The sequence below is a fragment of the Flavobacteriales bacterium genome, assembly GCA_026129465.1.
Taxonomy (GTDB): domain Bacteria; phylum Bacteroidota; class Bacteroidia; order Flavobacteriales_F; family PHOS-HE28; genus PHOS-HE28.
In genome coordinates, this window is record JAHCIA010000001.1 from 938,726 (window position 1) to 964,186 (window position 25,461).

Consider the following 25,461-nt stretch of genomic DNA (forward strand, 5'->3'; position numbering starts at 1 on the left):
TTTCTGGCACCGCACACGATCCTCACCTGCCACTTCTGCCGGTTCCACCCAACGGATCGATGCTTGAGAAGCCCGAAGTCGTTGTCAGTTGGCCGTTGTCGGTTGTCGGTCTCACGACCCAACGCACGAATACCACGACAGCCAGACAACTGAGAACCGACAACCACCGAGGACACCAACCCTCAACTTCATCAACCTGCAACCCCCAACCGTCCGCTTAACATGGACCTCAACAAATTCACCATCCGCTCCCAGCAGGCCATCCAACAGGCGCAGACCATCGCCACCGGATACGGCCAGCAGATGCTCGAGAACGGCCACCTGCTCAAGGGCATCCTGGAGGTGGACCCCGACGTCACGCCCTTCCTGCTGAAGAAGCTCAACGTCAACGTGCCCGCCATGACGCAGGCGCTCGACCGTATCGTTCAGGGTTATCCCAAAGTGAGCGGTGGACAGATCAGCCTCTCGCGCTACAGTAGCGATGCACTCACCAAGGCGCTGGCCGCGCTGAAGGAGTTCGGCGACGAGTTCGCCAGCGTGGAGCACATGCTGATCGGCATCCTCGACAGCGGCGACACGGTTTCGCAACTGCTGAAGGACAACGGCGTCACCAAGAAGGACCTGATCGCCGCCATCAAGGACCTGCGCAAAGGCAGCAAGGTGACCAGCCAGAGCCAGGAGGAGACCTACAACGCGCTGAACAAGTACGCCAAGAACCTCAACCAGCTCGCCAAGGACAACAAGCTCGATCCCGTGATCGGCCGCGACGAGGAGATCCGCCGCGTGTTGCAGATCCTCAGCCGCCGCACCAAGAACAACCCGATCCTGATCGGCGAGCCCGGCGTGGGCAAGACCGCCATCGCCGAGGGCATCGCGCAACGCATCGTGAGCGGCGACATCCCGGAGGACCTCAAGGGCAAGCAGGTGTACAGCCTGGACATCTCCGCGCTGATCGCCGGCGCGAAGTACAAAGGCGAATTCGAGGAGCGCCTCAAAGCCGTGGTGAAGGAGGTGATCAGCGCTGAGGGCAGCATCATCCTCTTCATCGACGAGATCCACACCCTGGTGGGCGCGGGCGGTGGCGAAGGCGCCATGGACGCCGCCAACATCCTGAAGCCAGCTCTAGCTCGCGGCGAATTGCGCAGCATCGGCGCCACCACGCTCAACGAGTACCAGAAGTACTTCGAGAAGGACAAGGCCCTGGAGCGCCGCTTCCAGAAGGTGATGGTCGATGAACCCTCCCGCGAGGATGCCATCTCCATCCTGCGCGGCCTCAAGGAGAAGTACGAGAGCCACCACAAGGTGCTGATCAAGGATGCGGCGATCATCGCCGCCGTGGAACTGAGCACGCGCTACATCGCCGACCGCTTCCTGCCGGACAAGGCCATCGACCTGATCGACGAGGCCGCCAGCAAACTGCGCATGGAGATCAACTCCAAGCCCGAGGAGCTCGACGAGATCGACCGCCGCATCATGCAGCTGGAGATCGAGCGCGAGGCCATCAAGCGCGAGAACGACGAGGCCAAACTCGCCGAGCTGAACAAGGAGCTTGCGGAGCTCAGCGGCCAGCGCGACGGCTTCAAGGCCCGCTGGGAAAGCGAGCGCGCGCTGGTGGAACGCATCAACAGCGCCAAGGACCAGATCGAGGACCTGAAGCACCAGGCCGCGCAATACGAGCGCGAGGGAGACTTCGGCAAGGTGGCCGAGATCCGCTACGGCCGCATCCAGGAGACCGAGAAGGAACTGGCCGCCGCGAAAGCGGAACTGGTCACGCTCCAGAGCGAGAGCAAAATGATCAAGGAGGAGGTGGACGTGGAGGAGATCGCCGCCGTGGTGAGCCGCTGGACCGGCGTGCCCGTGACGCGCATGCTCGAAGCCGAACGCACCAAACTCCTGAAGCTGGAGGACGAATTGCACAAGCGCGTGATCGGTCAGGACGAAGCCGTGCGCGCCGTGGCTGACGCCGTGCGCCGCAACCGCGCAGGCATGGGCGATGAGAAACGGCCGATCGGCTCCTTCATCTTCCTCGGCACCACCGGCGTGGGCAAGACCGAGCTGGCCAAGGCGCTCAGCGAGATCCTCTTCAACGACGAGCACGCCATGACGCGCATCGACATGAGCGAGTACCAGGAGCGCCACAGCGTGAGCCGCCTCGTGGGCGCGCCTCCGGGCTACGTGGGCTACGATGAAGGCGGCCAGCTCACCGAGGCCGTGCGCCGCAAGCCGTACAGCGTGGTGCTGCTCGACGAGATCGAGAAGGCCCACCCCGACGTGTGGAACATCCTGCTGCAAGTGCTGGACGATGGCCGCCTCACCGACAACAAGGGCCGCGTGGTCAACTTCAAGAACACGCTCATCATCATGACGAGCAACATCGGCTCGCACATCATCCAGGAGAATTTCGAGGGCCTCGAGCGCAAGAACCTCGAAGAGGTGATCGAGAAGACCCAGCGCGAGGTGATGGACCTGCTGCGCAAGACCGTGCGCCCCGAGTTCCTCAACCGCGTGGACGAGCTGATCATGTTCCGTCCGCTGAGCCAGGGGGATGTACGGGAGATCGTGAAGCTGCAGCTGCACCAGTTGCTCGCCAAGCTCGAGGAGAAAGGCTACCTGTTGATCCCGAGTGAAGAGTTGATCGAGCACATCGGCTCAGCAGGCTTCGACCCGCAATTCGGTGCTCGCCCCGTGAAGCGCCTCATCCAGAAAGAACTCCTGAACGAGATGAGCCGTCAGATCATCGCAGGTACATTGGAGCAGGGCGTGGAGCAGGTGATCGATGTCTTCGATGGGAAGATCGTGGTGCGGAAACCCATTGCGGAGAGGGAAAAGGGAAACGGGAAGGCGAGGAAGAGCAAGGCGGAGGTCTGAGCGCGCTGCCCGTATCTTCGTCATGTCATGCACGCCTCAGAGCACAATCTACCGATCTCCATCAGCCAGGTGCTGGCGTGGATCCGGCAATGCTCCACCCAGGAGAAGAAGGTGCTCCTGAGGGAACTTCTCGATGACACGGCAGCCCTGACCATTGCCAGCGAGCCGAGCCTGAGCAAGGATTGGGAGAGCGAGGAGGAGGACCAAGCGTGGGCCGGGCTATGAAAGGCGATGTCGTCGTCATTCCCTTTCCATTCTCGGACTTGACCGGCAGTAAGCGTCGTCCGGCACTCGTTATAGCCGATTGGGGTGGTGATGACGTGATGCTCTGCCAGATAACCAGCCAAGCCAAACGCGACGGGCTGGAAGTGCCGCTGACCGATTTGGACTTCGCATCCGGTCGGCTACCCATCGCCAGCCACATCAGGCCGAATAAAGTGTTCACAGCGGATAGGCGGATCATTCGGTATGTGGCGGGGAAGGTCAACTCGGACAAGTATCGCGAAGTGGCAGCTCGCATCGTCGAGTTGGTTTCTTGATGTGAAGGACATCCACCTCATCCCCAGCGCGCCTGCCTGACGGCAGTCAGGCGCCCCATAGCGCATGATCCAGATGGAACTGCTCAACGAGCTGAGCAGCGCCGATCATCGCGGGCACGCGGGAAACTGGAAAAACCTGCCTCTCCGGTAGGCGCAGGGTCGGCACCCCTTACAACCCTTTCCATGCCGTGTGGCCCAGTATCGCGGAAGCGCTCAGGCACCGATCCCTCCGAGCAACCCGACCTACCTTCAGGCTCGTCCCCAATGCAACGGCCCCTTCTCATGCGCAACGCCCTACTCCTTTCCTGCTGCCTCCTCGCGTCGTTGATGCACGCCCAAGTGCCCATCATCGACTACGACTTCCTGGCCGTGCCACCCAGTGTGCAGGTGAACAAGGTGGTGCCGCTGCCCGATGGCCGGATCCTCGTGGGCGGCTTCTTCATGAACTACGCGGGCAGCGGCAAGAACCATCTGGTGCGGCTGAACAACGATGGCACGGTGGACGCCTCCTGGAACACCAGTGGCGCGGGACCCTCCAACCAGGTGATGGACATCGCCGTGATGAGCGACGGCCGCATCGTGATCGCGGGCAATTTCGTCACCTACAACGGGGTGAACAGCTACTTCATCACGCGCCTGCTGCCCAACGGCGACCGGGATCCCACCTTCAACATACCGCCCAACGCCATCAACGGCGCGGTGCTGGCCATCGATGTCCAGAGCCACAACAAGGTGGTGGCCGTGGGCGAGTTCTTCGTGTGCTACGGGCACAGCATGCCATATATCGCCCGCTTCCTCGTCGATGGGGCGGTGGATCTGGCCTTCGACATCGGCTCAGGCTTCAATGCGGTGACACGCGATGTGCTGGTGCTGCCCGATGACCGCATCCTGGTGGGCGGCGACTTCGGCAGTTACAACGGCAACAGCAGCTGGGGGCTGGCCTTGCTCACGGCTGAGGGGCCCTACGACACCGGCATGGTGATGGACCCCGGCTTCACCGGAGGCTTCGGCACGGTGCGCAAGGTGATGCGCCAGCCCAACGGGAAGATCATCGTGGGAGGCTCCTTCGCCTTCCACAATGGGCAGCCCTCGCATGCCCTGGCACGCATCCACCTGGACGGATCGCGCGATCCCGCGTTCACCTCGCCGTTCTATCCCTTTGCGGGCATCCTCGCACTGGCGGTGGATGATGCGGGCCACGTCTTCGCCGGCGGCGAGTTCACCGACGGGATGTACGACCCCAACGTGCCCGGACCAGGCCGTTTCATCCGTCTGCAGCCCAATGGAACGCGCGACGATGTTGCTTACGACGTGGGTGAAGGACCCGGCCCCGGCCAGGAGCCCACCTCGTTCGTGCGCGACATCGCCATCCAAACTGATGGAAAGGTCCTGTTGGGCGGCTTCTTCGGCAGCTTTCACAACCCAGCCGAGACGCAATACCGCAACCTGATCCGCCTGCACCCGGAGGCCGCCACCGGCATCGACGAAAGCGGCGCGGCGCTCAATCTGCATGTACTGGTGGATACCAACACCGGTGAACTCCTCGTCACCGACCCCTTCGGCACACCCGGCAGCACCCTTCGCCTGCACGATGCCGTTGGACGGCTACTGCTTGAGCGCAGCCTGCCTCCTACTGACGGCGCACCGGTACGCGTCGGCCACGGGCTGCCCGCAGGCACTTACGTGGTGGGTATCACCAACGGAGGGCGACTGGCCCACGCCAGGGTGGTGACGGGTACTTGGTGAGTGTACAGGCTCCCTTCTTCCAGCCTTGGATGCGGTGCATGGAGGTGGTTCATGCGCTGCCACCGACAAGGCAGCAAGCTCATCCGAACGGAACCAGCCGTCGACGTGTTCCAAGCAGCCCACCTATGCGCTTGCTGCCACGAAGTGCATCTCCATCTCCCCCTTGCCCTTCGCCTGCACTTATCCGCGGGGGTGAAGGTGAATGCCTTGGTTGTCGGTTGTCCGTTGCCGGTTGTCAGGCAGCCTGACAACTGGGAACGGACAACTGACAACTCGCTCTTGCGTACATCCTTCAGGAGCCGGTGTGGCCGGTGCGGGTCAGGAAGAAGGGTGGACCTGCGGCGAGAGCCTGCTGGACGGGTAGGCGGGGCAGGTGCGCCTCAAGGTCCTTTCCCGAGAGGGGGGCCGTGGTGCAAGCCAGCAAGAGCCGAAACTTGCTGGATCACCCTTCAGTCCTCGTCCTCCTCCTCGTGGTCCTCTTGCTGATCATACGATCCAGGCGGGACGTCCTTGGCGGGCTCCTCCTGCTCCTGCTCCTCTTCTCCACCTGCCGCTTGCAGCCCATTGAACCAGTCCATCACGGCCTGGTGTTGCGCCGGTGTGAGCCGCGCATGGTCATGCATCCAGGTGTAGTTCTTCGGCGGCATCTCGTCTTCGGCCATCTCCTCCCCGCTTTCCGCGGCCGCCTCGCTGCCCCGGTACTGGTCCCAGCGTGAGAAGTTGAGCACCTCCCGCCCCTCGTCGATGTGGCGCTGCAGCCACCAGTTCACCGGTGTGATGCCCGCGTACCACGGGTATTCCGTCGCGTAGCTGTGGCAGTCGTAGCAGGCGCCCTTCACCCACGCCTGTATATCGGGTGGCGCCTGTTCCATGGCGAAGAGGTCCGCGGCCGGATCCACAGCGGGCACACTGCGGTCGGGGCGGATGAACTGTGCGACGAGCAGCACACCGAGGAGGATCGATAGCAGGCGCTTCAGCATGATCAAGGGTATTGTTGACCAAAGCTCGACCGTCCGGACCGCCGCCATGTATGACAACCGTCAGGCAGGTACACGACCAACCTCTCACGTGTACACCATTGATACGGTCAGGATCGCACCGTACACTTGATGCCCCTTCCCACCGCCCATGCAACCTGTACCGGTCGCCACCGCGGAGCGCATCGGCTCCCTCGATGCCCTGCGTGGCTTCGCGCTGCTGGGCATCCTGTTGATGAACATCCCCTTCTTCGGGCTGCCGCACCAGACCGTGGAGGACCTGACGATCCGCGATGAGTTCAGCGGGCCGGACCACTGGACCTGGTGGATCGTGAACCTCTTCTTCGAGGGCTCCATGCGCGGGCTGTTCTCGCTGCTCTTCGGCGCCAGCATGGTGCTGCTGATCTCGCGCCTGGTGCCGAGAAGCGATACCGTCAGCGCGGCCGACATCTACTACCGCCGCATCATCTGGCTGCTGCTCTTCGGGCTGTTCGACGCCTACATTCTGATGTGGCCGGGCGACATCCTCTTCCGCTATGCCATCGCGGGCCTCTTCCTCTTTCCGCTGCGGAACCTGAAGCCTGTGCACTTGTTCGGCATCGCGGGCACTTTGCTGGTGCTGATGAGCGCCAAGTACAGCTACGACCGCGCCGAGCCTCTGCGCCTGCGCGATAAGGCCGAAACCGTGTCCGCCATCGATACCACCGTGACGCCCTTGACCGAGGACCAGCAAGGCGCCTTGCAGGCCTGGCAAGCCTTCCAGGACAAACAAAGAGTGGAAGCCAAACGTGCCGAAGCCGCCGCTACCGCGCGTCTCACGAAAGGCCCGCTGCCGGTGGTGTTCGCACACCATGCCGGCATCACTTCCTGGCTGCAAAGCACCGAATACTACCGCCATGGCTTCCTCGATGCTTTCGTCTTCATGGTCATCGGCATCGGGCTGTACCACTTGGGCATTTTGCAGGGGCGCAGGCGGAAGCGTTTCTACCTGCTGCTGGCGCTTGCGGGTTATGCGCTGTCGCTTCCGGTCGCCTACTGGATGATGCGCACACAGGTGGAGACGCGTTTCGATCCGGTCGCCTTCGCCGAGCGATTCCCCATCCAGCTATATGACCTCCGGCGGCTGGCCCTCACCTTCGGCCACCTCGGGTTGTTCATGCTGGTGTTCAAGCTGGGCTGGTTCGGCTGGATACAGTCCCTTTTCGCCAAGGTGGGCCGTATGGCCTTCAGCAACTACATGCTGCAGAACTTGCTGGGCAGCGTGCTCTTCTTCGGATACGGCTTCAACCTGTTCGACGAGCTGCCGCGCCACCAGCTCTACTATGTGCTGGCCGGCATCTGGCTGGTGAACATCGTCTTCAGCGTGCTGTGGCTTCGCTGGTATGGTATGGGGCCGCTGGAATGGGTCTGGCGAAGTCTGACGTACTGGAAACGTTTGCCCTTGCGGTAGGACCTTTGTCCGGCATGCCGGTCACCTCCATGATCCGTGCGTCCTGCATCCTTGCGATTCTCGGCCTATGCGTCGCTGCCCTGCACGCACAGGAACCGGAGCGTAAGGGACGATTGGAATTGTGCTGGGGCTGGAACCGCAGCGCCTACACCCGCAGCGACATCCGCTTCCATGGACGCGACCACGACTTCACGCTGCGGCGGGTGCTGGCGCGCGACAGCCCGGAGCCGCTCGGCCTGGACCCCTACCTGAACCCGGTGAAGCTCACCATCCCCCAGACCAACGCCAGCATCGCGTGGTTCTTCCACGATCGCTGGTCGGTGGCCTGGCGCTTCGACCACATGAAGTATGTGCTGGTGCAGGACCAGGAGGTCGCCATCGATGGTGTGATCCACACCGATGTCACCGGCCACGCGGGCACGTATGCGGGCGAGCGCGTCGCCATCACCGAGGACCTGCTGACCTACGAGAACTCCGACGGGCTCAACTACATCAACCTGGAAATCGCCCGCCATGGACGTCTGGCGGAAAGCAGGCGGCACGCTTTGGCCTTGGATGGCACTGCAGCTTTGGCGGTTGGTGCGCTTGTACCCCGCACCGCCGCACGCCTGCTGGGCCGCCCGCTGAACGACCGCTACCACCTGAGCGGCGCCGGTGCCAGCTTGAAACTGGGTGCGGCGGTGGTATACCGCCGCACCTGGACCCTGCGCACCGAAATGCTCGGCGGCTTCATCGCCCTGCCGGACATCCGCCCATCGCGCGACCGCAACGACCGGGCGTCGCACAAATTCTGGTTCACCCAGGCCAACGTGCAGTTCGGCGCCCGGATACGGCTGGTGAAGGCGCGCGTGGTGCCGGTCACCAATTGAGTCCGGCGGCCGCCGCGATCAACCGATCTTGATCTCCTTCGCCTTGCTCTCAGTGGCGGCCTTGGTCTTCTTCAGCGTGAGCTTCAGCACGCCGTCATCGTACTTGGCCTTCAGGCTGTCGGCATCGGTGTTCTCCGGCAGGACGAAGGCCCGGCTGAAGGAGGCGAAGCTCCACTCCTTCCGGGTGTAGCCCTTCTTCTCCTCCTCGTGCTCGGCCTTCCTTTCGCTGCTGATGGTGAGCACACCGTCCTTCAACTGCACCTTCAGGTCGTCCTTCTTGAAGCCCGGCACGGCCAGGTCGATGGCGAAGTGGTCCGTGTTGTCCTGGATGTTCACGGCGGGCATCTTCATCTCCTTGAAGAAGGGACGCTCGAAGAGGCGGGCCGGCATGAAACGGTCATCGTCGAGGAATCCCTCGGGGAAGCCGAAGGCATCATCGTCGAAGAAGCGTGAAAGCAGCGACTTGCGGGTGGGGATCAGGGTTGACATGGCATCAGGTATTGGGGGGTTACTTGACGCGAAATGAGCACGATCGGAAGCCGTTTGGAATGATGCGCGTCAGTCTTCCGCAAGACAGCCGTCAAGGATGCGGGGTTAGCTTCGCCACATGGCCGATCACCGGGATGCGATGGACGCGAACCGCCAGTTGTGGAACGCCCGCGTGGCGCCGCACCTGGCCTCTGCGCTGTACGATGTGGACGGCTTCGTCGCCGGGCGCGGCAGCCTCACCGCCTTGGAATTGGAGTTGCTGGGCGAGGTGCGCGGCAGGCGTGTGCTCCACCTCCAATGCCACTTCGGGCAGGACACGCTGGACCTCGCCCGCCGGGGCGCTGAAATGACCGGGCTGGACATCAGCGACACCGCGATCGACGAGGCCCGGATACTGGCGGACCGCATGGGCCTGCAAGCGAAATGGATCCGCGCCGATGTGCAGGAACGGCAACCGAGCTTGGAGGGCCGCTTCGACATGGTCTTCACCAGCTATGGTGTGCTGGGCTGGCTGCCCGAGCTGGAGGGTTGGGCGGCCAACATCCGCGACTATCTCAAGCCCGGTGGCAAGCTCGTCCTGGTGGAATTCCACCCCATCGTGTGGATGTTCAACGACGACTTCACGCGCATCACCTTTCCCTGGTCGAGCCGCGCACCGATCGTGGAGGAACGCAAGGGCAGCTACGCCGACGTGGAGCGGCCGGGCAACTTCACCTCGCATTGGTGGGACCATGGCCTGGGCGACATCCTGGGTGCCTTGCTCGGGGCGGGCCTGCGCATCGACCGCTATGTGGAACTGGACGGTTCACCACATGACATTTTTCCGCGCAGCGTGAAGGGCGAGGATGGCCTGTACCGCATCGGCGGGCTGGCCGGGACGATCCCCATGGTCTTCGGACTGACGGCCACCGCACCGGAAGCCTGATCGCCGTTTCTTTGCCGCCCCATGGGCAAAAAGAAAAAGATCGAGCACCGCGATTCGAAGATCCACGGCCGCGGCGTGTTCGCCGTCAAGCGCATCAAGAAGGGCGAACCGATCGTGGAGTACAAGGGCCAGCTCATCCGGCACGAAGAGGCCGACGAGCGCTACTACAGCGATGTGGAGACCGGCCACACCTTCCTCTTCACGCTGAACGACAAGTGGATCGTGGACGCCAACGTGGACGGCAACATCGCCAAGTGGATCAACCACAGTTGCGCGCCCAACGCGGTGGCCTTCATACACGGCCACAAGAGCGGCAAGCCGAAGAAGGACCGCGTGATCATCGAGGCCCGCCGCAAGATCGAACCCGGCGAGGAGATCACTTACGACTATGGCTTCGAGTTCGAGGTGCCCTACACGAAGAAGCTGTTGAAGACCTGGGCCTGCCGCTGCGGGGCGCCCAACTGCATCGGCACCATGCTGAAGCCGAAGAAGAAGGCGCGGAAGTAGGCTTACCGGTCGCATGGTCCGCCGGCCAACGGCATGCTCCACCCCGGGCTGGCACAGCCTTTGACAACCGGTGCGCCAAGTACCTTCGCACCATCATGCTTCGCACCCTGGTCCTTCCCCTCCTCCTGCTGTCCTGCACGGCCTTCGCACAATCGGGTCCACCGGCCGACGACGACCCCCGGGCCCGCGCCATCGTGGACAAACTGATGGCCAAGGCCAAGGCCTGGAAGTCCTTCGAGGGCGATTTCACCAGCCGACTGGAAAGCACGCGTGACAAGCTGGACGTGAAACAGAGCGGCACCATGAAGGTGAAGGACAAGCGCTTCCACCTGACCCTGGACAAGAACACGGTGATCAGCGATGGCAAGACCATCTGGACCTACAACCGCGACAACAACGAGGTGACGCTGTCCGACCCCGCCGAAATGGACCAGGAGCTCGACCCGAGCAAGATCTTCACCCAGTACGAGAAGGGGTTCAAGACCCAATTCGTGGAAGAGAAGACCGAGGGCGGCACAGCGATGCAGGTGGTGAAACTTTTCCCCCTGGAGCCGGTGAAGAAGCCCTACCACACGGTGGTGCTGACCGTGGACAAGGCGAAGAACGAGCCGCGCGGTGTGCAGATCCTGTACAAGGACGGCAACAAGGTCACCTACACGCTATCGCGCTTCGTGGCCGACCCGCCACTGCCTGACGCGCTCTTCAACTTCGACAAGAGCAAGTATCCGGGCGTGGAGGTGAACGACATGCGCTGAGCGCCGGGTAATTTGGTGGCATGATCGCCCTGGCCGCCGCCACGCTCCTATTCCTCGTCACCCACAGCCTTTTCGCCTCGGACAAGGCCAAGGCCATCGCGGCTGAGCGACTGCGCCTGGCACGCTGGTACCGGCTGGCCTATTCGCTTTGGTCCTCGCTCACCCTGGCCCTCGTCCTTCTCCTGTGGTGGCCATCGGCACAAGAGCTCCTCTTCGAGGTCTCCATGGCCGTTCGATCCCTGGCCTGGGTCCTGATCCTGCTGGGCGCATCGATCGCCTTGCTGGCCATCACGCGTTTCGGCGCGGCGGGCTTCATCGGTCTGGCGCCCGAACGTGAGGGCGGTCTGGTCCGCACCGGGCTCCACGCGCGGGTGCGGCACCCGATCTACACCGGCATCATCGTCATGCTGTTGGGCTGGTGCCTGGCCTGGCCCGCGATGGGCACCCTGCTCGTGGCCGCGATGATGCTCGCCTATCTTCCCATCGGCATGCGGCTGGAGGAAAGGAAGCTCATCGCGCTGTTCGGTGGGGAATACGAACGCTACCGCCGCGAGGTCCCTGCCCTGTGGCCACGCCTGCTTGCGGGTCGCTGATCATTTCCTTTCCCATGGACCACCCGCCGCGCCCTGCATGCCGGTGAGGTACACATGGTCCGCCAACACGGCCTGCAGGAACTCCATCGCCTTGAGTCCACTTCCCTCGTCGCCCACGATGCGGCGCACCTTGCTGGCGAGTTCCTCCATCAAGGCCCAGCGATCGCCTTGCGTGTTGTGGAGCACATCGCGGACCATCCGGGCCTGCGCATCGCTGAGGCGGATGGCGCCGGGGAAGCGCACCCGGTGTTCGGGCTCCACCTCCGCCATGAGCGTGTCGCGCAGCCGCAACCGCGGCTTGAGGCTCACCACCGTGGTGCCTGCGGCGATGTCGCCCAGCCGCTGTCCCTTGCCGTTGACCAGGATCACCACGAAGCCCAGCAGGTAGAAGCCGTCGATCAGCCGCAGCACCCAGCGCAACAGGTACTGGCCCAGCCGGGGTTTGCCGCCGTCCATGCGCGCCACGCGGATCTTGCGGTGGATCTTGCCGATGCTCTTGCCATCGAGCACCAGTTCGCAGATGAGGTGATAGAAGAAGTATGGCAGGAGGACCAGCAGGAAGAAGACCACCGCCCAGACACCCTCAGGAGCGCCCGAGATGCCCAGGATGAAGATCCAGGTGATGGACCAGGCGAAGATCACCAGCTTGTCGATGACCCACGCCCAGATGCGGTCGCCCAAGGGGGCCACCTCATGGCTGAGCACCACGTTCTGCGCTGATTCGATGCCGACCTCGTCCATATATGACCGTTGCGGGGACGCTCCCGGGGCGAAGATGCGCAATGGCTATGTTTGGCCGTTGCCCCGACCGTACGCATGCGCGAAGCCGCCTTCATCCATCGCAACAAGGCCCGGTGGCAGCGGCTGGAGGAGATGCTCACGGGCCTGCACCGGCTCAGCGGCGATGAAGCGGCCGAGCTCTACATCGCGCTGAACGACGACCTGGGCTACGCGCGCACCTTCTACCCCGCCAGCGACCTGCCTGCCTACCTCAACGGCCTGGCGGTGCGGCTGCACCAGCACATCCACCGCAACGAGCGCACCCCGCGTGGGCGCTTCATCACCTTCTGGCGCCGCGAGGTGCCACTGGCCATGGCCGCCACCCGCCGGGAACTGCTGACAAGCTCCGCCATCTTCATCACCGCCGCGCTCATCGGCGCGCTCTCGGCCATGCACGATCCCACCTTCGTGCGCCTGATCCTGGGCGACCATTATGTGGACATGACCCTGGAGAACATCCGCAACGGCGAACCCATGGCCGTGTATGGCCGCGAAAGCCAGGAGCTCATGTTCCTGGGGATCACGATCAACAACATCCGGGTGGCCATGCTGTGCTTCGCGGCCGGGCTACTGGCGGGCCTGGGCACGGCTTGCATCCTGGTCTTCAACGGCATCATGGTGGGCGCTTTCCAATGGTTCTTCCATGAACAGGGGGTGCTGCGCGAAAGCCTGCTGAGCATCTGGATGCACGGCACGCTGGAGATCGGGGCCATCGTCATCGCCGGTGCGGCCGGACTGGTCCTGGGCAATGGCATGCTCTTCCCCGGCACCTATACCCGCGCGGAGCGATTCCGCCACAACGCCAGGCTGGGCCTGAAGGTGGTGATGGGCCTGGTACCGATCTTCATCATCGCCGGCTTCATCGAGAGTTTCCTCACGCGCCATGCGCTCGCCATGCCCAGCTGGGCGGCAGCGCTCATCATCGGTCTTTCCCTCGCCTTCCTCCTCTGGTACTTCATCCTCCTACCCCACCATGCAGCCCGCACAGCCCATCCTGCTGAGACAGGTCCGTGACTTCGGACAGATCGTGACCGACACCTTCCGCTTCCTGCGCCAGGAGGGGCGGCCGCTCTTCAGCGCCATCGCCGCCACCTGCCTGCCCCTGGCCCTGCTGGCGGGTTTCCTGGTGGGCAAGACCGTGGGCGACTTCCAGCGCATGATCATGGCGGGCGGCTTCGAAGACTTCGACAATTTCGGTCAACTGGGCCTGGCCTTGCTCGGCTATTTCGGGATCATCCTGGTGTATGTGCAGCTCATCGCCATGGTGAACGAATATCTACGTGCCTACCACCTGGGCGAGCACCACGGCATGCGGGCGGGCGACCTGTGGCGGCGCGGCGCATCGCAATGGGGCAGCTACTTCGGCATCACCTTCCTCATCGGTCTGCTGTCGGTGGTGGGCATCATCCTGTGCATCCTGCCCGGCATCTGGATCGGTGTCGCGCTGGTCCTCGCCAATGCCTCGCACGCCATCGAACGCACCGGGGCCACCGGTGGTCTCAAGCGCAGCTTTGCACTGATGAAGGACCGCTGGTGGGAGACCTTCGGCCTGGTCATCGTCGTGACACTGATCCAGAGTGTCATCGCCATGGCGTTGATGCTGCCGTTGACGATCATCTCCTTCGCCGTGGGGATCAACACGGCGATGGATGATGGCGGACCCGATGCGATGCTGGGCTGGTACGGCACCTACATGGCCGTCAGCACCATGGTGCAGACGGGACTGAACATGCTCACCTATCCGATCGTGATCGTGGCGGTCGCCATGAAGTACTTCACCGTCGTGGAGGAGAAGGAAGGCCTGGGCCTGAAGCAGCGGATCGAAGGATTCGACCAGGCCTGAGGCGATGACCCGGTGGTGCCTCCTGTTGCTGGCCGTGGGCGCGTTCCTGACAGGACCCGTTCCGCTGCGCGCGCAAGCACCACCCGACGCGCCTGTGGAACTGCGGTCCTTCGATGGCGGCGAACTGGAGAAGCTGCGGAACGATCCGGCATACCAGTACGAACGCGATCTGCGCCGCGCACCCACACCCTGGGAGCGTTTCAAGGAATGGATGAGGGAATGGCTGCGGCGCATCCTCGGTTCGCGCGCCGGCGGCTGGGTGGCTGAGCACATCATCTACATCATCGTCATCGTGGTGATCGTCTTCGCCGTGGTGATGCTGAGCCGCAGTGGCCTGCAACGCGTGTTCCACGGCGCGCCGCGCGCCCAGGCCCGGGTGCAGGCCGTGGAGGAGGACATCCGTGAACTGGACCTGCGGGCCCTGCTGGGGGAAGCGGAACGATCGGGCGACCTGCGCCGTGCCATACGGTTGCACTATCTGCTGGTGCTGCGCGCGCTGGTGGACCGCGGCCTGCTGGAATGGAGTCCCGACCATACGGACCGCGAGTACGCCGCACAGCTGCAGGATGGTGCGCTGCGTGCGGCCTTCCAGCGCTCGGCACGCGTGTTCCAATGGGTGTGGTACGGTGAACTGCCGCTGGACCGCGCACGCTATGAGGTGCTGCGCGCATCCTTCCAAGGCCTGCACGAAAAGGACGCCGCATGAACCGCACGGAGAAACGGCTGCTCATCGGCCTGGCCGGGCTCATCATCGCCCTGGCCGTATTCGAGGCGTCCATTCCGCGCCCGGTGGACTGGTCGCCCTCCTTCAGCCGCCACCACACCAGGCCCTACGGTGCGAAGCTGGTGTATGAACGCCTCACGGACCTGTTCCCCGCCGTGGTGCCCGTGACGGACCCACCCTACCTGGCCACGCGGCAAAGGCTGCATGCGGGCGAGGCCGATCGTCACCCGGTGAACCACCTCTACATCAACAACGGCTTCCAGGTGGAGCGCGGCCCGGCCGAGAACCTGCTCGCGCTGGTGGAAGCCGGCGATCACCTGCTCATCGCCGCGGAATGGTTCGCGGGAGCGTTCGCCGATACGCTCCACCTGGACACCGATCGCCTCCGCTGGGGCTGGACCGAGGACACCACGGAGATCCGCTTCGTGGGCGAGCCGCGCATCGCGCCCGGCGTGTTCCGCTTCTCCCGCGGCTTCCCCGGTGCGCACTTCACCCGCTACGACAGCAGCCGCACGCGTGTGCTGGCCGTGGATGGCGCATCCAACCCCGTGCTGCTGGAAATGGCGCATGGCGCAGGACGCATCGTGCTGTGCAGCGCGCCACTCGCCTTCACCAACCACAACCTGCTGAAGGACCGCAACGCCACCTTCCTGGCCGGGGCGCTCAGCGTATTGCCGGAGTACCCCGTGCATTGGGACGAGCACCTGAAGGTGGGCCGCATGGAGGCGAGCACGCCCCTGCGTTACATCCTCTCGCAACCCGCGCTGCGCTGGGCCTGGTACCTGGCGCTGGCACTGATCGCCCTGTACATGGTGCTGCACGCCCGCAGGCGCCAGCGCGCGATACCCGTGGTGAAGCCGCCGCGCAACGCCTCGCGCGAACTGCTCGGAAACATCGGACGCCTCTATTGGCACCAGGCCGACCACCAGGACATGGCGCGCCGCATGATCCTCCACTTCAAGGAGGAGGTGAAACTGCGCACACACCTGCGCACCTTCGCCTACGACCAGGCCACCTTCCACCACCTGGCCGCCAAGACCGGTCTGCCGGAGGGCGAAGTGGAGCAACGCCTGCGCATGTTGGAGGGGATCGAAGCGGGGAACCGCATTAACGAGGAACAACTGCTCCGGCTGAGCAACGAACTGCACGACCTACGACAACAGCTATGACGATGACCGAAGACACGAACACACCAGCGGGCAACGGCCCCGAGGAGTTCAAGCCCTCCCTCCCGCTTACCGAGCTGCAACAGGCCACACAACGCCTTCGCGCAGCGATCGCCACGGTGATCGTGGGCCAGGACCATGTGGTGGACCTCTTGCTCACCGCCTTGTTGAGCGACGGCCATGTGCTGATCGAGGGCAATCCGGGGCTGGCCAAGACGCTTACGGCGAAGCTTCTGGCCCGATGCGTGGACACCGGCTTCGCGCGAATCCAGTTCACGCCCGACCTGATGCCCAGCGACCTGATCGGCACCAGCGTCTTCGACCCGCGCACCACCGAGTTCACCTTCCGCCCCGGTCCCATCTTCAGCAACATCGTGCTGGTGGACGAGATCAACCGGGCGCCCGCGAAAACGCAGAGCGCGCTGTTCGAGGCCATGGAGGAACGGCAGATCACCGTGGATGGCCGCACCTGGCCACTGCCTCCACCTTTCATGATCGTGGCCACGCAGAACCCCATCGAACAGGAGGGCACCTACCGCCTGCCGGAGGCGCAACTGGACCGCTTCTTCTTCAAGATCACCGTGGACTACCCTTCGCTGGCCGAGGAGCTACTCATTCTGGAACGCGCCGCGGCACCGGGCGACCTGCTGAAGGTGGACCCCGTGAAGCCGGTGATCACCACCGCGGAACTGGCCCATGCACGAGCGCTCGCCCGCCAGGTGCACGTGGAACCCGCGCTGCTGAAGTACATCGCCACCATCGTGGACCGCACCCGGCACGACGGTGCCTTGATGCTGGGCGCTTCGCCCCGCGCCTCACTCGCGATACTCGCCGCCGCACGCGCCACGGCGGCCATGGACGGACGTGATTTCGTCACCCCCGAGGATGTCCGCTTCGTGGCCGTGCATGTGCTGCGCCACCGTGTGCAACTCACGCCCGAACGCGAGATGGAAGGCCTCACACCGGACCAGGTGATCGACCTGCTGGTGAAAGGCATCGAAGTGCCACGATGATCCCCTTCCTCCGATCGCTCTTCCTCACCCGCCGTGCCTTCCTGGCCGGATGGGCCTGCGTCTTGCTGGCCCTGGTGGGTTGGGTGTGGGCGCCCGCGTTCGTCATCGCCAAGCTGGCACTGCTGCTGCTGGTGCTCGCGTTCGGCGCCGATCTGTTCATGCTCTTCGGACGTCGCACGGGCCTGTCCGCGAAACGACGTACGCTGGAGCGCTGGAGCAATGGCGACCCCAACCCGGTGGACCTGCTCCTGGAAAGCGGCTACGGCACGGACATGCGGGTGCGCATCCTGGACGAACTGCCGATCCAATTGCAGAAGCGCGACCTGGTGCTGGGCGGTCCGCTGCCAGCCTGGGGCCGTGCCACCTACAGCTATACGGTACGCCCCGTGCGGCGCGGCGTATACCGGTACGGTGCCATCCGTGCTTTCGTCACCGGCCCTGTCGGTCTGGCGGAGCGGCGCTTCAGCCTGGCGCAGGACCAGGAGGTGGCGGTCTATCCCAGCTACCTGCAACTGAGGCGCTACGAGCTGCTCGCCATCCACGACCGGCTGGTGATGGCCGGTGTGAAGCGCATCCGCCGTATCGCGCAGCACGCCGAGTTCGAGCGCATCAAGGATTATGTGCCCGGCGATGACCGCCGCACGGTGAACTGGAAGGCGAGCGCGCGCCGCGGCCGCCTGATGGTGAACCAGTACCAGGACGAAAAAGCGCAACAGGTCTTCGCACTGGTGGACGGCGGCCGCGTGATGAAGATGCCCTTCGGCGGCATGAGCCTGCAGGACCACGCGATCAACGCGGCGCTCACCATCAGCAGCATCGCCATGCGCAAGGAGGACAAGGCGGGGCTGATCACTTTCAGCGACAAGGTGCACGACGTGGTGCAGGCTTCCCGCCAGCGCGGACACATGCGCCGCATCATGGAAGTGCTCTACCGTCAGGAGACCGACCACCGCGAGACCGATGTGGAGGCCCTCTTCGCCACCGTGCGCCGCTGGATACACCAACGCAGTCTGCTGCTGCTCTTCACCAATTTCGAGAGCACCATCGCCCTCCACCGCCAACTGCCCTACCTGCAACGTCTCGCACGCCAGCACCTGGTGGTGCCGATCTTCTTCCTCAACACCGAACTGGACGCCGATCTGCGCAGCAAGCCCCTGGACACCGAGGAGGTCTATGTGCGCACCATCATTGAACAAGCGGTGCATGAAAAGCGCCTCATCGCGCGCGAGCTGGAGCGCCATGGCATGCCAGCCATCCTCTGCCGCCCGGAGGACCTCACCGTGAGTGTGATCAACCGCTATCTGGAGATCAAGGCCAGGGGGGTGCTGTAGCAGGCCCATCCCCGATGCCCCTCGTCGCCTTCCAGGACGACCTGTGACATGCGTGAAAAGTCGCTCCGAAGGCGGAAAGCAGAGGGTGGAATGATGATTATGAAAGGTCGAAGGACCGGTCAGAAGGCGTAGCGCAAGGCCACGACCACGTTCCTGCCCGGCGCGCTGATGCCGGAGGAATAAGGCCGGTAGCGCTGGTCGGTGATATTCTCCACTCCGGCGGTGATCTCGAACCCGCGCGTGATGAGATAGCGGCCCCGCAGGTCCACCGCATACCAGGCGGGTGCGTGCGGACGGCCTTGTTCGTCCCGCGCATAGATGGGGAACTTGGCCTGTTCGGTGGGTGGCAGATCATCGAAGGTGAAGCCCCCGCTGAAACGCAGCAGGCCTTGCACCCGCCAACGCCCGCGCTCCCGATCCAGTCCCACGCGGCCGAAGGACGGTGGTGCGTGGCGCAGCGGTACGTCGTCCGGTCCGGCATCGTCCTGTTCCACGCCATCCTGCCAGTTGTAGCGCAAGGTGAAAAGCCAGTCCCGCGCGATGCGGACATCCGCACCGATGAACACGCCGAACACCTTTGCCCGCGCGGCGTTCACGATGGCTTCCACGCGGCTCGGCTCGCCGTCGAAGAGGATGCTGTCGGCGCCATCGAGCGTGAAGGGCCTGCGCACCATGGCATCCTCCAACAACACCGCGTAGCCGCCCACACGCACCCTGGCACGGCTGGCGAAGGTGCGTTCCACGGCGACCTCACCGCTGTACGCGTACTCGGGACGCAGGTCCGGGTCGGGCACCACCACCATGCCCGGCGCACTGTCGAACACCTTTCCCATGTCGTCGATGTTGGGCGCGCGGAAGCCGGTGGAGAGATCGGCGGAGAGCTTCCAGCCTTCACCCGGCCGGTAGGCCGCGCCCAGGTTGCCGGTGAGGGCGCCGGTGCCCAAGGTTGCACTTCTGACGGGATACGGGAACAGGGTGGTGTCGAAGGTGAGATCCAGACCGGCGATGTTGTAGCGCAGGCCGGCGGAAAGGTTGAGCGCTTCCGTCAGATCATGCAGCACGCCCGCGTAGGCTGATGCGGTGTACCAGGTGGAGCCATCCGGGTAGCGGCTGTTGACCGGCAGTTCCGCACCGGTGACGATGCCGTCGTAGAAACCTGTGCTCCCGACCATGTTGTGGACCGTCTCTGCACCATACAGTAGCACGGTGCGCGTGCCGAAGCTCTTCTCCGCATCCAGGTTGGTCCAGAGTCCCTGGACATTCTCCTGCTGGACACGAAGACGGTCGATGCCGAAGTTGCGGTCGTGGCGGCTTTCGGTGTGGTCCTGCCAGGCGATGCGCAATCGGGCCTCGTCGTAAGCGGCACCCCCGGCCTTGTGGCGCACATCCAAGGCGGCCATCATCCAGGTCTGCGGGCCGTAGTACCATTCCGCGCTGCGGGGAAGTCCGTTGGGCCGTAATTCGATCAGACGGTCGTAGCGCGGAATGTCGCTGGTGGTGCTGTAGTAGCCGTTGAGACCGATCTCCCATGCGCTTGCTGGCCGCCATGCCAGCTTGGCCATCGCCATGGCATTGGTATACGCGCTGCCCACCTGGACCCTGGGATCGCTGTTGACGACCATGCTGTCACGGCCATCCACGCGTTCCACATACCACGGGCGCAGGTAGTCGTCCGGGCCATGGCTGCCCGTGCGCAGGTCGCCGAATCCGCTCAGCGAGCCGCTGGCCACGAAAGCGATACGCCGGCCACCGAGGCCATAGTGCAGGTGGGCCGACCTTTCATGGGCCGCACTGCCGTAGCGCATCATGGCGCCGCCCCGTGCCAACTTGGTGGTATCCTGGGAGAACCGCGGTCGCAGCAGGTGGAAGTCCATCACACCCCCGATGGCATCGCTGCCGTAGGTCATGGCGCCGGGGCCGTGCAGCACCTCGGCGCGTTCCAGTGCACTGGCGTCCACGCCGATCACGTTCTGCAGGTTGCCGCCTCGGTATATGGCGTTGTTCATGCGCACGCCGTCCACCACGATCAGCACGCGGTTGGCCGCGAAGCCCCGCAGCATGGGGCTTCCGCCACCCAGTTGGCTGCGTTGCATGAAGACCTCGCCACTGCTTTCGAGCAGGTCGGCCGCTGTACCGGGGTTGTTGAAGGCCACATCGCGCGGCCGCATCACACTCACCTGGCGTGGAACGCGCGTGGCGTCCTGCTCCCAGCGGTGGGCGCTCACCACGAACTCCTCCAGTGCGAAGGGCTGCCGCTCCAGAGCCACGCGGTACGCGGCGGCGATCACCTGTGCGGGAGCAAGCACCTGGGGGCGATAGCCGATCATGCGGAAATGGATGCTGTCCGCCGAGGCGAAGGGTGCGAAAGCTGTGCGCCCCTTGGCGTCCGTGATGGCCGAAACACCGCCGGTGGGATGGTGAAGCGTGGCGGCCTCCAACGGAGCGCGGGTGACCGCATCCACCACGGTGATGGTCTGCGCCACGGCCTGGGGAACCCATAGAGCGAGTACCGCGATGCAGGACGATCGGAGGGAGCGCATGGCCGATCGCGAAGGAACGGCGATCGCGCAGCACCGCCATTCCATGACCAATGTTGCCCCCGGCGATGCCCGGTCCGCTAACTTTGCGGTCCCCGCTGCTCACGATGATCGTCCAGGACCCCGAACGCATCCAGCTGAGCCCGGCCCACAAGGCCCGGCGCATCAACCGCGACCCGCACCTCTATGGCACCTTCGCCGAGATCGGCGCCGGGCAGGAGACCGTGCGCCACTTCTTCCGCTCGGGCTGGGCGTCGCAGACCATCGCCAAGGCGATGAGCGCCTACGACAAGGACTTCAGCAATGCCATCTACGGCCCCGAGCCGGGCAACCGCTTTGTTTGCGAAAGCCGCCTGCAGAACATGCTGCGGCACGAGTACGGCCTCATCGTGGAACGCCTCAGCCGCGCCGACCACCCCGAGAAGAAGTTCTTCTCCTTCGCCAACACGGTGGCCACCAGCACCTTCGAGCGAAAGCACAGCGGCCATGGCTGGCTGGGGGTGCGCTTCCAGACGGCGCCGGACAAGCCCACCAACGACGTCATCATCCACATCCGCCTGCACGATCCCGACATCTCCCTGCAACAGGAGAACATCGGCATCATGGGCGTGAACCTGCTCTACGGCTGCCTGATGCACCACGACAACCCGGACGAGATCATGACCGGGCTGTACGACAACGTGAGCCGACACGTGGTGGAGGTGGACATGATCCAGATGAACGGGCCGGACTTCGAGCAGGTGGACAACCGCCTGCTGAGCCTGCAACTGGTGAAACGCGGCTATACCGACGCGGTGATCTTCGGCCCCGACGGCCAGAACCTGCAGGCCAGCGAAGCCCTCTACCGCAAGAACATCCTCGCCATCCGCGGCAGCTTCAGGCCCGTGACGAAGGTGAACATCGACATGATCATGAACGGCTACAACATGTTCATCAAGGAACATCGCGTGGACCGCCAGAACATGCAGGTGCTCTTCGAGATCACGTTGAACAACCTGCGCTCCGACACCGGCGACGTGGACGAGAAGGACTTCATCGACCGCGCCGACATACTCTGTTCGCTGGGGCAGACCGTGCTCATCAGCAACTACCAGGAGTACTACAAGCTGGTGGAGTACTTCAGCCGCTACACCAAGGCGCGCATGGGCCTGATAATGGGCGTGAACAACCTGATCGACGTGTTCGACGAGCGCTACTACCGCCACCTGAACGGCGGCATGCTGGAGGCCTTCGGCATCCTCTTCACTCGCGACCTGAAGATCTACGTCTACCCCAGCCTTGCGGAGGAACACGGCGAGATCATGACCACGGCGAGCATGCCGGTGCATCCGCGCCTGAAGCCGCTGTACGACTACCTGCTCTTCAACAAGCGCATCACCGACATCGACAGCTACGACCCCCAGGTGCTGCACATCTTCAGCAAGCAGGTGCTGACCATGATCCGCAACGGCGAGGCCGGCTGGGAGGACATGGTGCCGCCCTATGTGGACAACATGATCAAGGACAACCGCCTCTTCGGCTACCAGCCCACGCAGCAGGACAAGCTGGCGCGCCAGGAGAAGGAGGCGGCGAAGGCCTGACAACGGCCATCGCGCACCATCGGCGCGTTCCCCCACGTTACTTCCAGCGGACCCCGCATTCCTTGTCCGATGCGCATCCGCAGCCTGCTGCCCGCACTTCTGATCGGCACCGGATCCCTGGCGGCCCAAGGGCTGGCCGATCGCTTTCCGCCACCACAGGGCTTTGTGCGCGCCGCCGCCGATCAGGCTTCCTTCGCCAACTACCTGCGCCAGCTTCCGCTACGCCCGCAGGGCACGCCCGTGCTGCTGCACAATGGCCGGCCCAAGGCGCGGCAGGACGTGCACGTCGCCGTGGTGGACCTGAGCGTGGGCACCAAGGACCTGCAGCAATGCGCCGACGCCGTCATCCGCCTTCGGGCCGAATACCTCTTCGCCAACGGGCGTGAGCAGGACATCGCCTTTGATCTCACCAACGGCTTCCGGGTACCCTGGCCGCGCTGGAAGCAAGGGGATCGCGTGCGGGTGCAAGGGAACCAATGCACCTGGGTCGCGGGCGGTACCGCGGACGCTTCGCACACCCAACTGCTGCGCTACCTCGACTTCGTGTTCACCTATGCCGGCACGCTGAGCCTGCACCGCGAACTGAAGGCCGCCGCCCACGTGCCCTTGGAAGCGGGCGATGTCTTCATCCAGGGCGGCAGCCCCGGCCATGCGGTGCTGGTGCTGGATGTGGCCCGCCATGCGGATGGCCGCACCGCTTTCCTCCTCGGCCAGAGCTACATGCCCGCACAGGACTTCCATGTGCTGCGCGACCCGCGCGGAACCGGCGCCTGGTATATGCTGGACGAAGGCGAGCGACTCGTCACGCCGGAATGGACTTTCCTTTGGAGCGACCGGCGGCGTTGGGCAGCGCCTTGATCGCTCGCATGGCGATCTTCGCCACGCCATGCGAGCGATCCACATCCATGATGGTCACCGGGGGCCGGTGTATGCTTTGGCCACCGGTGCGGAGGCGGCCACCTTCCTCAGTGGCAGCGGCGATGGATTGGTGGTGCGATGGCGCGTCGGCGAACCCGATGCGGGCGAGGTGCTGGCCAACGTGACCCACGCCGTGTTCAGCCTGCTGCTGCTCCAACATGAAGGACTTCTGCTGATCGGCACGGAAGGCGGCGCGCTGCATGTGACGGACCTGTCCCAGGTGCGTGAGATCCGGCTTTTCGAAGCGCATCGCCGTGGCATCTTCCGCATGCTGCGTTTGCCAGGTGACCGGCTGGCCTGCGCGGGCGGCGATGGGAACCTGAGCGTCTGGACCTTGGGCGGGCCGGGACGCTTGGAGCACCTGCGCACCATCCCCGTGGTGGAGCAGAAACTCCGCGACCTGGCGCTTTCACCCGACGGCGCTTCATTGGCCGTGGCCTGCGGCGATGGCAGCGTGCGCCTGTTCGATACCACGCTGTTCAATGAGGTGCATACCATCGTCGCCCATCCCGCACCCGTTGGAAGCGACCTCCAGGCCGGTGCCACCAGCTTGTGCTTCCACCCGGCCAAACCTGTGCTGCTGAGCGGTGGCAAGGATGGCCACCTGCGGCTGTGGCGATCCGATGCGGGCTTCACGGCCCTGCATGCTTTCCCGGCTCACCAGGGCGGCATCTACCGCATCGCCTTCGCCCCCGCCGGCGAACGCATCGCCACGGCCAGCCGCGACAAGACCGCCAAGGTGTGGGACGCCCGCACACTGGATCCCATCGCCCGGCTGGACCGGCAAGCGGGCGGACATACCCACAGCGTGAACGATGTGCGCTGGGCCGATGGCTTGCTGCTGACCGCCAGTGACGATCGCCGCATCATCGCATGGGCGTAATGGTGTAACAGGGCCAAGGGATGGACGTTGGAATGATCGGAGCTCCTGACCGGAAATGGACGGTGATGAACGTGGATGCACTTCCAATAGATGACGGAGAACGCAGGACATCGCCGTTCATTTCCGTCCATCCATGGTGAAATGGCTTCAGGCGCAAAGTCCGTGTGGGGCTGAGAACCGCTGGACCCGCACACCTCCACCCTGTACCTTCGGCGGCCCATGAAGCAGCGCCTGATAGCACTTTACGCCCAGGAACTCTTCCGGCCGGGCCTGCTCGGGTTCTTCATCAATCCCTTCTTCATCATCCGCCGCGGTCTTTTCCGCGGCATCAGGCACCACGCGCCCGCGCTGAAGGGCCGCATGTTGGATTTCGGCTGTGGCGAAAAGCCCTACCGCGATCTCTTCCAGGTGGACGAGTACATCGGCGTGGACCTGGCCGTGAGCGGGCACGGCACCGAAGGCAGCGAGGTGGACGTGTACTACGACGGCCGCCACATCCCCTTCCCCGATGCGCATTTCGATGCCGTGCTCGCTTCGGAAGTCTTCGAGCACGTCTTCAACCTCGACGAGATCATGGCCGAATTGCACCGGGTGATGAAGCCCGGCGCGCGCATGCTCATCACCGCACCCTTCGGATGGGACGAACACGAGAAGCCATATGACTTCGCCCGCTACACCTGCTTCGCGTGGGACGCCATCCTGCAGCGCCACGGCTTCCGCGTGATCGAGGCCGGCAAGAACGGCCATTATGTGTCCACGGTGACCCAGCTGTGGATCGCCTACCTCTTCCAGCACATCCTGCCCAAGCGCCCCTTCCTGCGCATCCTGCTGAACCCGCTGCTGATCACGCCATGGACGCTGCTGGGGCTGATGACCGGCGCAGTTCTGCCGAAGAACCGGGACTACTACCTGAACAACGTGCTGCTGGTGGAGCGTGTGTAAGCGCGGGCGGCACCCACGGTACTTTC

General features: G+C 64.2%; 24 protein-coding genes. 20 read left to right on the forward strand and 4 right to left on the reverse strand.

Annotated features, from left to right (window positions below; translation table 11 throughout):
• Positions 1-222 precede the first annotated feature (222 nt).
• The 4 genes from clpB (at position 223) to KIT10_03930 (ending at position 5,153) form a co-directional block, all read left to right on the forward strand.
• Entirely contained in the window at positions 223-2,868 is a 2,646-nt protein-coding gene (clpB, locus tag KIT10_03915) for an ATP-dependent chaperone ClpB (GenBank protein MCW5898396.1), read from the forward strand.
• Between the two features lie 27 nt (positions 2,869-2,895).
• A complete protein-coding gene (locus KIT10_03920; GenBank protein ID MCW5898397.1) occupies positions 2,896-3,093 on the forward strand; it encodes a hypothetical protein in 198 nt (65 codons plus the stop codon).
• Positions 3,090-3,407 (forward strand): type II toxin-antitoxin system PemK/MazF family toxin, encoded by a 318-nt coding sequence (locus KIT10_03925; GenBank protein ID MCW5898398.1) that lies wholly within the window; start codon positions 3,090-3,092, stop codon positions 3,405-3,407. The genes KIT10_03920 and KIT10_03925 overlap by 4 nt, the downstream gene beginning before the upstream one ends.
• A gap of 282 nt (positions 3,408-3,689) precedes the next feature.
• Positions 3,690-5,153: a delta-60 repeat domain-containing protein gene (locus tag KIT10_03930; protein ID MCW5898399.1), complete on the forward strand. Its 1,464-nt coding sequence runs from the start codon at positions 3,690-3,692 to the stop codon at positions 5,151-5,153.
• Between the two features lie 449 nt (positions 5,154-5,602).
• Here the strand turns inward: KIT10_03930 and KIT10_03935 are convergent, their stop codons facing one another.
• The gene (locus KIT10_03935) at positions 5,603-6,133 is read right to left on the reverse strand and encodes a heme-binding domain-containing protein (GenBank protein ID MCW5898400.1); all 531 of its coding nucleotides are present in this window, start codon (positions 6,131-6,133) and stop codon (positions 5,603-5,605) included.
• A gap of 148 nt (positions 6,134-6,281) precedes the next feature.
• Here KIT10_03935 and KIT10_03940 point away from each other — a divergent pair, with 148 nt between their 5' ends.
• Both KIT10_03940 and KIT10_03945 read left to right on the forward strand, forming a co-directional pair.
• Positions 6,282-7,580, forward strand: a complete 1,299-nt coding sequence (locus tag KIT10_03940) for a DUF418 domain-containing protein (GenBank protein ID MCW5898401.1) — start codon at positions 6,282-6,284, stop codon at positions 7,578-7,580.
• Between the two features lie 14 nt (positions 7,581-7,594).
• Positions 7,595-8,449, forward strand: coding sequence for a hypothetical protein (locus KIT10_03945; GenBank protein ID MCW5898402.1), 855 nt, complete (start codon positions 7,595-7,597; stop codon positions 8,447-8,449).
• Positions 8,450-8,467: 18 nt separating this feature from the next.
• Here the strand turns inward: KIT10_03945 and KIT10_03950 are convergent, their stop codons facing one another.
• Positions 8,468-8,938: an Hsp20/alpha crystallin family protein gene (locus KIT10_03950; protein ID MCW5898403.1), complete on the reverse strand. Its 471-nt coding sequence runs from the start codon at positions 8,936-8,938 to the stop codon at positions 8,468-8,470.
• Positions 8,939-9,056: 118 nt separating this feature from the next.
• Here KIT10_03950 and KIT10_03955 point away from each other — a divergent pair, with 118 nt between their 5' ends.
• From KIT10_03955 to KIT10_03970, 4 genes are all read left to right on the forward strand, one after another.
• A complete protein-coding gene (locus tag KIT10_03955) occupies positions 9,057-9,863 on the forward strand; it encodes a class I SAM-dependent methyltransferase (protein ID MCW5898404.1) in 807 nt (268 codons plus the stop codon).
• Between the two features lie 21 nt (positions 9,864-9,884).
• Entirely contained in the window at positions 9,885-10,370 is a 486-nt protein-coding gene (locus tag KIT10_03960) for an SET domain-containing protein-lysine N-methyltransferase (protein MCW5898405.1), read from the forward strand.
• Between the two features lie 95 nt (positions 10,371-10,465).
• Positions 10,466-11,125: an outer membrane lipoprotein carrier protein LolA gene (locus KIT10_03965; protein ID MCW5898406.1), complete on the forward strand. Its 660-nt coding sequence runs from the start codon at positions 10,466-10,468 to the stop codon at positions 11,123-11,125.
• 20 nt (positions 11,126-11,145) lie between these two features.
• A complete protein-coding gene (locus KIT10_03970) occupies positions 11,146-11,718 on the forward strand; it encodes an isoprenylcysteine carboxylmethyltransferase family protein (GenBank protein ID MCW5898407.1) in 573 nt (190 codons plus the stop codon).
• On the opposite strand, the gene KIT10_03975 is transcribed toward KIT10_03970, so the two are convergent.
• Complete coding sequence (locus KIT10_03975) at positions 11,719-12,459, reverse strand: RDD family protein (GenBank protein ID MCW5898408.1); 741 nt, start codon at positions 12,457-12,459, stop codon at positions 11,719-11,721.
• Positions 12,460-12,534: 75 nt separating this feature from the next.
• Between KIT10_03975 and KIT10_03980 the strand changes: the two genes are divergently transcribed.
• Genes KIT10_03980 through KIT10_04005 form a run of 6 tightly spaced genes read left to right on the forward strand, consistent with a single transcriptional unit; the run spans position 12,535 to position 18,575 of the window.
• Positions 12,535-13,512, forward strand: a complete 978-nt coding sequence (locus KIT10_03980) for a stage II sporulation protein M (GenBank protein ID MCW5898409.1) — start codon at positions 12,535-12,537, stop codon at positions 13,510-13,512.
• Entirely contained in the window at positions 13,472-14,341 is an 870-nt protein-coding gene (locus KIT10_03985) for a hypothetical protein (GenBank protein MCW5898410.1), read from the forward strand. The genes KIT10_03980 and KIT10_03985 overlap by 41 nt, the downstream gene beginning before the upstream one ends.
• 4 nt (positions 14,342-14,345) lie before the next feature.
• Positions 14,346-15,047, forward strand: coding sequence for a DUF4129 domain-containing protein (locus KIT10_03990; GenBank protein ID MCW5898411.1), 702 nt, complete (start codon positions 14,346-14,348; stop codon positions 15,045-15,047).
• Complete coding sequence (locus tag KIT10_03995; GenBank protein ID MCW5898412.1) at positions 15,044-16,234, forward strand: hypothetical protein; 1,191 nt, start codon at positions 15,044-15,046, stop codon at positions 16,232-16,234. The genes KIT10_03990 and KIT10_03995 overlap by 4 nt, the downstream gene beginning before the upstream one ends.
• On the forward strand, positions 16,231-17,244 hold the full coding sequence (locus KIT10_04000; GenBank protein ID MCW5898413.1) for a MoxR family ATPase: 1,014 nt from the start codon (positions 16,231-16,233) through the stop codon (positions 17,242-17,244). The genes KIT10_03995 and KIT10_04000 overlap by 4 nt, the downstream gene beginning before the upstream one ends.
• On the forward strand, positions 17,241-18,575 hold the full coding sequence (locus tag KIT10_04005; protein MCW5898414.1) for a DUF58 domain-containing protein: 1,335 nt from the start codon (positions 17,241-17,243) through the stop codon (positions 18,573-18,575). The genes KIT10_04000 and KIT10_04005 overlap by 4 nt, the downstream gene beginning before the upstream one ends.
• A 119-nt stretch (positions 18,576-18,694) precedes the next feature.
• Here the strand turns inward: KIT10_04005 and KIT10_04010 are convergent, their stop codons facing one another.
• On the reverse strand, positions 18,695-21,115 hold the full coding sequence (locus KIT10_04010) for a TonB-dependent receptor (protein MCW5898415.1): 2,421 nt from the start codon (positions 21,113-21,115) through the stop codon (positions 18,695-18,697).
• Positions 21,116-21,219: 104 nt separating this feature from the next.
• Here KIT10_04010 and KIT10_04015 point away from each other — a divergent pair, with 104 nt between their 5' ends.
• From KIT10_04015 to KIT10_04030, 4 genes are all read left to right on the forward strand, one after another.
• Positions 21,220-22,692 (forward strand): TonB-dependent receptor, encoded by a 1,473-nt coding sequence (locus KIT10_04015; GenBank protein MCW5898416.1) that lies wholly within the window; start codon positions 21,220-21,222, stop codon positions 22,690-22,692.
• Between the two features lie 69 nt (positions 22,693-22,761).
• Positions 22,762-23,550, forward strand: coding sequence for a DUF4846 domain-containing protein (locus tag KIT10_04020; GenBank protein ID MCW5898417.1), 789 nt, complete (start codon positions 22,762-22,764; stop codon positions 23,548-23,550).
• Positions 23,551-23,578: 28 nt separating this feature from the next.
• A complete protein-coding gene (locus KIT10_04025) occupies positions 23,579-24,493 on the forward strand; it encodes a hypothetical protein (protein ID MCW5898418.1) in 915 nt (304 codons plus the stop codon).
• Between the two features lie 219 nt (positions 24,494-24,712).
• Positions 24,713-25,435 (forward strand): class I SAM-dependent methyltransferase, encoded by a 723-nt coding sequence (locus KIT10_04030; protein ID MCW5898419.1) that lies wholly within the window; start codon positions 24,713-24,715, stop codon positions 25,433-25,435.
• The last annotated feature ends 26 nt before the right edge of the window (positions 25,436-25,461 follow it).